Below are 10588 nucleotides of genomic sequence, written 5' to 3'. Positions count from 1 at the left end.
CCGCTCGCTCCGCCTCCGCCCCCCGCCCCGCCCCCAAGCCCGCCCCGCGTTCCCGCCCACCCCCGGCCCCGCCCCCGCCCGCCCCTGCTCGCATCCCCCGGGGGCGTGGATCTTGGACTTAGTGGTCGGACAAGTCGGTTGTGCTGTCCCATATCGGCCACGCAATCTCCATGATCGACGCGAGCGGCGCCGATGGAGGCTTCGATCATGGAGTTCTCGGTCCGACATAACGCATTTGCACGGGTATTCCGGGCACGCAAAATCCAAGATCGACGACGCGGACCGGGCGCGGAGCCGACGCGGACCAGGGGCGGAGCCGACGCGGACCAGGGGCGGAGCCGACGCGGACCGGGCGCGGACCCGACGCGGGCCGGGGGCGGGCCGGGGGCGGCGCGGGTCGGGCGGGGCGGGCGGGGGTGGGGCGAAGGGTGGGCTTGGGTTTGGGCTGGGCGGGGCGGGTGCCTGGCTTGTCGGATAACACAAATAAGCGCAGCCAAAGGCAGCGTTGCCCGCCAGTCCCGATCTTCTTAGCGCACGGTTAAGTCGACGCCACCCGGCTGATCGTGCCGACCGTGCTCGCCTAGTTTCGCGGGTATGGCACCACGGAAGAAGACCCTCGCGGCCCTCGTCACCGGCACCGTCGTCGCCGGGCTCGGCGTTCTCGGTGTGAGCACGGCGATGGCCGCGTCCGCCGGTCCCATCACCGGCATCGGCGGCAAGTGTGTCGACGTCGCCGGGGCTGGCTCCGCCAACGGCACCGCCGTGCAACTCTGGGACTGCAACGGCACCGGCGCACAACGGTGGACCGTGGACGGCAACCGGGTCACCGCGCTCGGCAAGTGCCTCGACGTGGCCGCGGCCTCGCACGCCGACGGTGCCAAGGTGCAGCTTTACGACTGCAACGGCACCGGAGCGCAGCAGTGGGCCGCACGCGGACGGCAGCTCGTCAACACCGGATCCGGCAAATGCCTGGACGCCACCGGCATGAGCTCGGCCAGCGGCACCCGGCTGCAGATCTGGTCGTGCACCGGCAACGCCAACCAGTCATGGACCGTGTCCGGCGGCCCCGGGTTCACCACTCCGCCGACCACCGCCCCCACGACCAAGCCGCCGACCACCGCGCCCACCACCCGACCGCCCGGTGCCAGCGCCAAGAAGGGCGTCAGCACCTGGGAATTCAACGGTCTCGCCGGGGCCGTCAAGGACGTCGGGGCGCACTGGTATTACAACTGGGGCACCAACAACGACAACATGCCCGCCGACGCCGAGTTCGTCCCGATGATCTGGGACGAAAACGTGGTCACGCCGGCCAACCTCGCCAAGGTCAAGACCGAGGGCACGACGCTGCTCGGCTTCAACGAACCCGACCTCGCCGGCCAGGCCGAGATGACCGTGGACCAGGCGCTCGACCTATGGCCGCAGTTGCAAAACACCGGCATGCGTCTGGGCAGCCCCGCCGTCGCGTACGGGGGAGACACGCCCGGCGGATGGCTGGACCGTTTCATGAGCGGGGCGCGTCAGCGCAACCTGCGGGTCGATTTCATCACCCTGCACTGGTACGGCTCCGACTTCAGCGACGCCGCGGTCGGCCAGTTCATGGGGTACGTCAAGGCGGTGCACGACCGCTACCAGTTGCCGATTTGGATCACCGAGTACGGCCTGATGAACTTCACCGGCAGCCCGAAGTTCCCGAACACCCAGCAGATAACGTCGTTCATCTCGAACTCGACCAAGCAGTTGGAGGCAACGCCGTACGTGGAGCGGTACGCGTGGTTCTCCCTGCCGGCAGTGGGCGACTCGGTGGCCTACGGGCTTTACCGCGACGCGACAACCCCGACGGAAGCGGGCAAGGCGTATCGAGCCGCGGGGTAGTGCACGAGAGCTGTGTGGGCCCCGTCGGCGATCACGTCGGCGGGGCCGCGCACGTCAACCGGCTACCACGCGAGCGGCGTGGAAGACGTCGGCGGGTAGGGGGTATTCGAGTTGCCACTCGATCCGCATCGGACGATCACCGCTGTGTCGCAGGTAGGTCATGGGGCCCGCGTAGAGGTAAGGCGGAGCACCGAGTGCGCCGTCCGGGATCTTCGTCTTTCGGAGGAAGAGGTGCACGGATGACCGCAGGCGTTCGTGATTGACATAGCGCTGACCAACGGCCGATCGCGTCGAGGTCGCGGTCTGCGACTCCCATTGGAAGCGGTCGGGTGACAGCGCCCGATCCTGGTACATGGTCGTCGGGGAAAAATGCTCCTCGGTCTTTTCCAGCGTCACGAGGAAGATGTCGGCGTTCTCGGCTTTCGCCCATTGCACGCCCGCCACCTTGGATTCCGGCTTGGCGACACCGAACGCGGCCAGCGCCTCGTTGCGGGTGTACCGGGCATGCACATGGAGCGGGATGGCGCCTGACCTATCGAGTCGATGGGTTACCCGGCTGACACGTGTCTTGAGAAGCTCGACAATCTCCCGAAGTTCGCGACGTCGATCGGCGTCGGACGCGATCTCCGCTGCCCGGTTGTCGACTGAGTAATCAAGCATGTAGCCGAGTCGTCCATCCGGCCAGCTCCCGTCGCCGATCCTGCCGAGATGTTCCAGGCGTTCGAGATCATCTATGTGCAGCATGCGTGCGATGGCCGATGCCATGCGCGCGTCGTCTGCGGTCGCCGGTGCTGTCAAGCCTGCCTGGCGACGCAAGCCGGTCCAGCCGCCGATCGATTTGCTGCGGTATAGATCCTCAAGTTCGAGTCCCGTCTCGTCTAGGAAGGCGGCAAGGGTCAGTTCGGGATGCTCACGCAGTTCTTGAGCCAGGTCGTGGCGTCCGATGCGCAGCGCGGACCGGATGTTGGCCAGCACCGTCTGCTTGGATACTCGGTCGAGCTTGATCGCGCAACCGGCCGGCAGGGTGGGAAAATCATGGTGGACGTCCCGCTCCAACTTTCGTCGTGTGGCCCCGGTCAGTGCCCGGTAGCGCAGGTCGAAGCGAAAGTTGGCGTGTTGTGTACCGATGAAGTCGAGCACGGTCAAGCAGGGCTTGCCGTCGGCGAGACGGAGGCCGCGACCAAGCTGCTGGAGGAAGATCGTCGCACTCTCGGTGGGGCGGAGGAGCATGATGGTGTCGACGGACGGGATGTCGACTCCTTCGTTGAAGAGGTCGACCGTAAAGATCGCCCGCAGAGTCCCTTCTTTGAGCCGCCGTACCGCATCGCGCTGTGCGGCACGGTCAATGCGTGAGTGTAGGGCGACCGAAGGTATTCCGGCCTTGGCAAACTGGGCCGCCATGAATTCCGCATGGCCGATGCTCACGCAGAATCCGATCGCTCGCATGGTATTCGCATCTGCCGTGTCGGCGACGGCCTTGACGACCAGCCTTGCTCGCGCGTGGTGCCCCGTGTAGACCCGGCCCAGCTCGGCACGGTCATATCCATGCCCCCGCTTCCAGCCGAGGTGCGACAGATCAGTGTTGTCGGCGATTCCAAAATATTGAAAAGGTGCGAGGAGTTGCCTTTCCAGCGCCTCCCAGAGGCGTAGCTCGATGGCGGTGTGCCCATCGAACCAACGTCGAATGTCGCCTCCGTCCGTGCGCTCGGGCGTCGCGGTGAGTCCGAGCATGATGCGCGGCGTGAGATGCTGCAGGATCTTGGCGTATGTCGGTGCCTCGGCGTGGTGGAACTCATCGACGATGACCATGTCGAACATGGTCGGCTCGACCTCGTCGAGGTTGAGTCGGTGGAGTGACTGGATCGAGGCGAAGACCGCATCCCAGCGAGCCGGCCGGCTCCCGCCGCCGAACTTCTCGCCAAATATGGGCATGTCGAGAACCTGCCGGAAGACAGCTATTGCCTGATCAAGGATGTGATCCTGATGAGCTACGAACAGAAGGGTCCTGGCTGCACCCGACCGGCGGAGTCGCCGGTAGTCCAAGGCGGCGACGATCGTCTTTCCGGTGCCGGTCGCCATGACCACGAGATTGCGGTGTCGGCGGTGCACGGTGCGTTCAGCGTCGAGCCGTTCGAGGATTTCTTGCTGGTAACCGTACGGTCGCACCTCCAAGGCGGAGATGGAGAGGGGAAGCGTCGCATCGCTCATCCCCGACTCGTGGAGCAGCGCATCATGCAGCCGGACGCCGTCATGGGCTGGGTCGTAGGGCTCGAAAGCCGGATCGGTCCAGTACTCGTCGAAGGTCGCGGCGAAGTGGTCCAGCAGAGACGCCTGTTCCAATTGGGAGAGCCGGACGTTCCATTCCAAGCCATCGATCAACGCACTCTTCGAGAGATTGGACGACCCAACGTACGCGGTATGGGTCCCGCTGTGCCGCCGGAACAGCCAGGCCTTGGCGTGCAGGCGTGTGGTGCGCGTTTCGTAGGACACGCGAATCTCCGCACCGAGGCTGGCGAGGCGGTCGAGTGCCCGTTGTTCGGTGGCGCCCATGTAGGTGGTGGTGATGATCCGAAGCCTGCCACCCCGCGACCGGAGCTCGGCCAAGGCTTCCTCGATGACACGAATGCCGTGCCATTTGATGAAGGCGCACAGCAGATCGACTTCATCTGCTGATGCCATCTCGCGGGCTACTTCCGTCCCGATGCGCGGCTGACCACGCCCATTGGTGAGCAACACCCCTGTGCCGAATGGCACCTCCGGGCGTACCGGGAAGGCGGGCTTAGCCGGTGCTGCGGGTCGGTCCGCCACCGCCCGCAGTAACGGCTTGTCTCGTGTGCTCACGACGTCGTCCGGATCGGCATCGTCGTAAAGCATCGCGACGATGCGGTTTGCTAGCGCGATTTGGCGCTCCAGTTTGTCGTGGTCCGTGCCCTTGACTGCCCGCAGCGCGCGCCGTGCCACCGTCGCGACATGCCGGGCGAGCATCTCGTGTGAATCTGCCGAGTCCAGATTGGCTCGATCGACCAGCGCGGCATCGAGGCGGGCGAGTTGGCTTTCTCGCCTCTCGGTGATGAGGTGTTCGTACGCTCCTGCGGGCAGCTCGGTCACGGTGTCTGAACCTAGCGTGAAGGTCTGACGTTCTGACGTACGCGCTGGGCTTGTCCGCTTGTGGTCGGCGGCATCCGATAGCGTTGTCCCACGGAGTTCGCTTCGAGCTGGGAGAGCACGTGGAGCTGCTGCATTCGGGCAAGGTTCGCGACGTCTACGTCGACCGCGGCGACCTTATCCTGGTCGCCTCCGACCGCGTCTCGATCTATGACGTCGTGCTCCCAACGCCGATCCCCGACAAGGGCAAGATTCTCACGCAGCTCTCACTGTGGTGGTTTGAGCAGCTCAGTGACGTCGCGCCGAACCATGTTCTGTCCGCCACCGACGTGCCCTCCGACTGGGTCGGCCGTGCGGTGCGCTGCCAGCGCCTGAACATGGTCATGGTGGAGTGCATCGCCCGGGGTTACCTGGCCGGCTCCGGCCTCAAGGAGTACGAGAAGGATCGCACCGTCTCGGGCATCGCCCTGCCCGAGGGTCTGCGGGAGGCGTCCCGCCTGAGCGAGCCGATTTTCACCCCGACGACGAAGGTCGCCCCGGGTGAGGGTCATGACGAGTTCATCACGTACGCGGATGTGGAGTCCCAGGTCGGGCCGGATGTCGCGGCCGAGCTGCGGCGGATCACTCTGGAGGTGTACCGCCGCGGTGAAGAGATCGCGCGGTCGCGGGGGATCATCATCGCGGACACCAAGATCGAGCTGGGTGTCCACGGCGGCACGCTGGTGATCGCGGACGAGTTGCTGACGCCCGACTCGTCGCGCTTCTGGTCAGCCGACGAATATCGTCCCGGCGAGACGCCGCGATACCTGGACAAGCAGTTCCTGCGGGACTGGTCGGCGGCCGAATTGACGGGCTGGGATCGCACTCCGCCCGGCCCCGAGATCCCGGAGCAGGTGGTGGAGGCGACCCGCAGCCGCTACGTCGAGGTGTACGAGCGCCTCACCGGCGACCGCTGGCGGTGAGCCTAGACCTGGCGGAGTTTGGCCTAGTCCTCGTCGCGTTCGGGGAGGTCCTTCGGGCCGGGCTCGGTCCGGCGATCGTCGCCGCCGACTGAGTTGCGTAGCGCCGGGTCCTGTTCGACGGTTTCGGTGGCCTCGTCGTGGGTCATCGCCCGCGACGTGTCCCGATCGGTTTCCTGACCGGTGTGGACATCATGGTTCGCCATGTCTCCCCCTTTCGGATCTCGACGCGTCGCAGGAGCGTCGAAACCGCCTAGATCGATGCGCCGGGAAGGCGCCGGGTCGCGGCGCCGAGGGGCGTGGTGACCGATCCCGGCACCTTGGTCAGCAGGTGAATGCCGTACCAAACGGAGATCGCCGCCACGATCAGGCCGGTCCATCCGCCGAGAAGGACGCAGACCGGAGCCATGGTCCACAACACGACCGCGGCGATCATCCGCAATCGCCGGCGTGGTCGGAGGATCTGGTCGGTGCGGCGGTGGAACTGGGGGTCGTCGGCGCGTAGTTGGGTCACCATGCAGTCGAACGCGAGTTTCTCCTCGGGGTCAAGCATGGAACCACCTCCGCGACCGCGTGCCGACGCCCTCAGCTACCCGCCTGGGGTGGTGCGAAACATGCTCAGAGGAATTGCACGGCGGTCTCGTGCGGCAGGCGCGGCCCGCGCGGGTACGACGCGTTCTCGCCCGGGTGGCCGATGTTGACGACCAGCAGGGAGGTGAAGCGGCCGCCGGGGAAGAACTCCTTGTCCACCGCGGCGGCGTCGAATCCGGCCATCGGGCCCGCGGCCAGGCCGTTGGCGCGTACGGCAAGAAGGAAGTAGCCGATCTGGAGCGACGCGCTGAACTTGGCGGACCCTTCCCGCATCGCGGGGTTGGCGTCGAAGACGTCCCGTAGCTCCGGCTTTATCGGGAACAGGGTCGGCATGTGCTCGTGGAACGAGGTGTCCGCGGCGAGCACGGCGACGACCGGCGCGGAGGCGGTCTTGTCCCGGTTGCCCTCGTTCATCAGCGGCACCACCCGGTCCTTGGCTTCGCTGGTGCGCAGGTAGAGGACGCGCAGCGGCTGGGAGTTGGCGGCGGTCGGCGGCCATTTCGCCAGGTCCCAGATCTCGGCGAGCTCGGTGTCGGACACCGGCGTCGAGGCGAATGCGTTGACCGTGCGGGCGCCGGAGAAGAGCAGCGTCCGGCCGGCGTCGTCGAGGCGGCCCAAGGGGGCTTCGGTAGTAGTACTCACTTCTAAAAAGCTAGCGGCATCTCGACAGATAGCCACTGCGAATAAAGGTGAAATGGATCACCGGGCCGTGTCGGCTCAGCGCGGCAGGTGTTCGCTCGCCCAGTTCGCGATCTGGTCGAGCGCCGGCATCAGGGCGTGCCCGGCCTCGGTCAATGCGTACGACACGGAGACCGGCGGCCCCTCGTCGACGGTCCGGGTGATGAGCCCCGCGGCGGTGAGGGCGGACAGGCGGTTGGAGAGCACTGAATCGCTCACCCCGCGGATGGCCCGGGACAGCTCCCGGAAGCCGGCAGGCCCGGACTTCAGGCTCCCGAGCACCGCGGCGTTCCAGCGCCGCCCGAGGAACTCGAAGGCACGCGACAGCGACGCGTCGACTCGGCAACACTGCTGGTGGCCGCGGACGATCTCTGGCTGCGGGTGCCCCACTGTTAAAACGTAACACCGCGACGCCGCCGCAGCAGGGCACATCAGGTGGTTCGGCCCGGCGCGACGATGGACCGCAGACGGGTGACGTCCACCGCCAGTCTCTCCGTGATATGTCCGATCAAGACCGTCATGTCGGGGCAGTAGACGGTGGGATGCCGGAACCCGGTCCCCGGGGTGTACCGGTGTGCATAGTGTCCGGCACCGCAGATTCGATGAATCGGGCACGCCCGGCACGAGTCGGCGAGGGCATGCGCGCCGATCTGCCGGGCGATCACGCCGGGATGCCGCAGCACCGCCTCGAAGGAGTCAGTTCGGACGTCCAGCCCGGTGGCGGCGGCGCCCGGGTAGGCGCTCTTCAGCGAGTCGACCTGTTCGATGGCGCCGTCGGACTCCACCACGGCGACGGTGACCGGGCTCAGGCCCACCTGCTCGGAGCGTCCGGACCCGCCGAGTGCCAAGGCGATGATGTCATCGAAGAGTCGGATGCCCGTCTCCCGGCGCGGCGCGCCGTACCAACGGTCGAAGACGGCGGCCAGCCATTCCCCGTACGGTGCCGTGCCGGGGCCGTCCGGACGCTCCGGGGGAGTGCCCCAGTTGGCGTGCGGCAACAGAAAGTCGATCTCCGGGGGTCGGTGCCGGAGCAGTTCCCGGTACGTCGTCAGGGCGTCCCGTCTCGGATCCACCGTGCACAGCAACCCGGCGAAGTTGGCCCGGAACCGGTCCTCGCCCAGCAGCGCCAGGGCGCTCCGCACGGCGTCGTGGCTGCCACGGCCGTCGCGGAACCTCCGGTGCCGGTCGTGGGCGGCGGCGTCGCCGTCGACGCTGACCCCGATCCGCACGCCGGCGCCGGCCAGCCGGGTGAGCATGCCGTCGTCGAGACGTACGCCGTTGGTCTGCATGCCGACGGCCAGTTCGCAGCCGTGCGGCATCGCGGCCCGCAGGGCACCGATCATGCGGAGGAGGCGGTCCGCGCCCACGAGCAGGGGTTCGCCGCCGTGCAGGATCACCGTGACGCCGTCGAGGCCGAACCGCTCGGCGTGCTCCGCGATGCGCCGCCCGGCCGCTTGCCAGATCTCCGGCGGCATGATGGCAGGCCGATCCCGCCAGCTCTGATCCGCCATCTCGTAGACGTAGCAGTAGTCACATGCGAGGTTGCAGCGCTGATGGACCTTGAGGACGAATTCGCGAATGGCGGTCGGCCGCCAGCCCGCGCGACGGGCCCCAGCGAGATCCAGGGTGCGGTGCGGCCACACAGCGACATGGTCGGCCTCGATGTCAGCGGCCATGACCTCATTCTGGCGGGCCACCCCGTGGCGATCCGCTCAGGGCATGCTGCCTGGGCGGATTATCTGCTCTATGCCGAATACCTCATTTGGACGGTCTTGCACCCATCGGCGGTGAGATGTTGCGTCATGCGGAGAGCTGGTCGGTGGTCGGCATCCGAACCGGGAACGGCTGGCCCGTGGAGCCGCGCCGGGTGGCGCGTCCGGCCGGCCGGTCCAGCGGGTCCTCGTCGGCGCGGGCCGTCACATAAGACGGCATGAAGGTGTCGACGCCGGTGCCCCGGTTTTCGCCCGGACGGTAGGTGACCGTGACGGCTAGGGCAGACGAGGACTCGATGATCCCGGCGTGCCAGCCGCCTCGGTAAACCCAGACGCGGTCGGCTTTGTGGTAACTGTCCGCCGGAGCCACGTCGGCCGGGTCGCGGTGCAGAGGTGCGATGGTCGGTGTGGACATCGGAATGGCCTCCAAGATCACGAGGGTCAGCCGCGCGGGCGATCACGTCGGCCGTAAGGCCGAAGTTTTCGACACGCTGTGTCAGCGGGCCATGACGTGCCTGTGGGCTATCATCCCCCGTGACACATGCGTTCGCAAGGTCGCATGCACGTGCATTCGGCTCGTGCGCCTGATCGTGTTTTTGGGGTGACGATCCGTTTCGTGGGTGACGATCTCCGCCTAGGATGCAGAGGATCTCGTTCGGCAAGTCGTTGAATCGCAGCTCGCGGCATAAGGAGTCAGGTGAGCACGGGTACGCAGGAGGAGTCGCCCAGCAGCGGCCCTACGGTCCTGCGCATATTGCTCGGTGCGCAACTTCGCCGGTTGCGGGAGAACCGGGGCATCACCCGCGAGGACGCCGGGTGGGAGATCCGTGCCTCCGGTTCCAAGATCAGCCGGATGGAGCTCGGCCGGGTCAGCTTCAAGGAGCGGGACGTCGCCGACCTGCTGACCCTCTATGGCGTCGCGGACCTGAAGGAGCGCGAGGTGCTCCTCGCCCTCGCGCGGCAGGCGAACAGCCCGGGGTGGTGGCATCACTTCAGCGACATCCTGCCGCCGGGCTTCCAGTCCTTCCTCGGCCTGGAGGCGGCGGCGTCACTCATCCGGACGTACGAGATCCAGTTCGTCCCCGGCCTGCTGCAGACCCCGGAGTACGCCCGAGCGATCATGCTTCTCGGCCACGCCGGCGTGCCGGCCGACGAGATCGAGCGCCGGGTGCAACTGCGCATGCAGCGTCAGCAGATCCTCGACCGCGGTGACGAGTCGCCGCAGTTGTGGGCGGTCATCGACGAGGCGGTGCTGCGGCGTCCGATCGGTGGCGTCGATGTGATGAAGGCTCAGATCGGGGAGCTGATCGAGGCTTCTCGCAGGCCCAACATCCGGCTTCAGATCATTCCGTTCCACGCCGGCGGCCATGCCGCGGCGGGAGGCTCCTTCGCCATCTTCCGCTTCCCGGAACCGGAGTTGCCGGACGTGGTCTGGGTCGAGCACCTGACCAGTTCCATCTACCTCGACAAACGCGAGGATGTGGATCACTACGCGATCGCGATGGAGCGCGTCTGCATCGATGCCGAGCCTCCGAACCGGACGCCGGAGATCCTCGAAGGCCTGCTCAATGAGGTGGGTCGGCCCGCCTGAGCGATGGCGGGCATCCCTGCCGGATAAAGGCCGGCAGGCCCGCCTGGCCAGAGGCGGGCCTGCCGGCATCGGCCGTGCGG

The 10588-nt window shown here is 67.0% G+C and carries 10 protein-coding genes; 3 read left to right on the top strand and 7 right to left on the bottom strand.

The genetic code is table 11. The annotated features are described in order from the left end of the window. Positions 1-594: 594 nt before the first annotated feature. Positions 595-1872 (top strand): glycoside hydrolase family protein, encoded by a 1278-nt coding sequence (locus IEY73_RS22560; RefSeq protein WP_189081284.1) that lies wholly within the window; start codon positions 595-597, stop codon positions 1870-1872. 54 nt (positions 1873-1926) lie between these two features. Here the strand turns inward: IEY73_RS22560 and IEY73_RS22555 are convergent, their stop codons facing one another. Continuing rightward, positions 1927-4980, bottom strand: coding sequence for a DEAD/DEAH box helicase (locus IEY73_RS22555; RefSeq protein ID WP_189081283.1), 3054 nt, complete (start codon positions 4978-4980; stop codon positions 1927-1929). A 119-nt stretch (positions 4981-5099) separates the two neighbouring features. On the opposite strand from IEY73_RS22555, the gene IEY73_RS22550 reads away from it, so the two are divergent. Next, positions 5100-5939: a phosphoribosylaminoimidazolesuccinocarboxamide synthase gene (locus tag IEY73_RS22550; protein ID WP_189081282.1), complete on the top strand. Its 840-nt coding sequence runs from the start codon at positions 5100-5102 to the stop codon at positions 5937-5939. A gap of 23 nt (positions 5940-5962) precedes the next feature. Here IEY73_RS22550 and IEY73_RS22545 read toward each other — a convergent pair whose 3' ends face one another. The 6 genes from IEY73_RS22545 to IEY73_RS22520 form a co-directional block, all read right to left on the bottom strand. Beyond that, entirely contained in the window at positions 5963-6142 is a 180-nt protein-coding gene (locus IEY73_RS22545; protein ID WP_189081281.1) for a hypothetical protein, read from the bottom strand. A gap of 47 nt (positions 6143-6189) precedes the next feature. Continuing rightward, on the bottom strand, positions 6190-6489 hold the full coding sequence (locus tag IEY73_RS22540) for a DUF3040 domain-containing protein (RefSeq protein ID WP_189081280.1): 300 nt from the start codon (positions 6487-6489) through the stop codon (positions 6190-6192). 65 nt (positions 6490-6554) lie between these two features. After that, positions 6555-7169 (bottom strand): malonic semialdehyde reductase, encoded by a 615-nt coding sequence (locus IEY73_RS22535; RefSeq protein ID WP_189081279.1) that lies wholly within the window; start codon positions 7167-7169, stop codon positions 6555-6557. A 75-nt stretch (positions 7170-7244) separates the two neighbouring features. Then, on the bottom strand, positions 7245-7595 hold the full coding sequence (locus IEY73_RS22530) for a winged helix-turn-helix transcriptional regulator (RefSeq protein ID WP_229716050.1): 351 nt from the start codon (positions 7593-7595) through the stop codon (positions 7245-7247). 41 nt (positions 7596-7636) lie between these two features. Then, on the bottom strand, positions 7637-8881 hold the full coding sequence (locus tag IEY73_RS22525; RefSeq protein ID WP_189081277.1) for an FxsB family cyclophane-forming radical SAM/SPASM peptide maturase: 1245 nt from the start codon (positions 8879-8881) through the stop codon (positions 7637-7639). Positions 8882-9005: 124 nt separating this feature from the next. Next, positions 9006-9347, bottom strand: coding sequence for a hypothetical protein (locus IEY73_RS22520; RefSeq protein WP_229716049.1), 342 nt, complete (start codon positions 9345-9347; stop codon positions 9006-9008). Positions 9348-9614: 267 nt separating this feature from the next. Between IEY73_RS22520 and IEY73_RS22515 the strand changes: the two genes are divergently transcribed. Then, positions 9615-10508: a Sco1979 family transcriptional regulator gene (locus IEY73_RS22515; protein WP_189081276.1), complete on the top strand. Its 894-nt coding sequence runs from the start codon at positions 9615-9617 to the stop codon at positions 10506-10508. Positions 10509-10588: the final 80 nt, after the last annotated feature.

It is taken from the genome of Mangrovihabitans endophyticus (genome assembly GCF_014646155.1).
GTDB lineage: Bacteria > Actinomycetota > Actinomycetes > Mycobacteriales > Micromonosporaceae > Actinoplanes > Actinoplanes endophyticus.
Note: the sequence above shows the minus strand (reverse complement) of the source record. Positions and strands in the feature narration are given on the sequence as shown.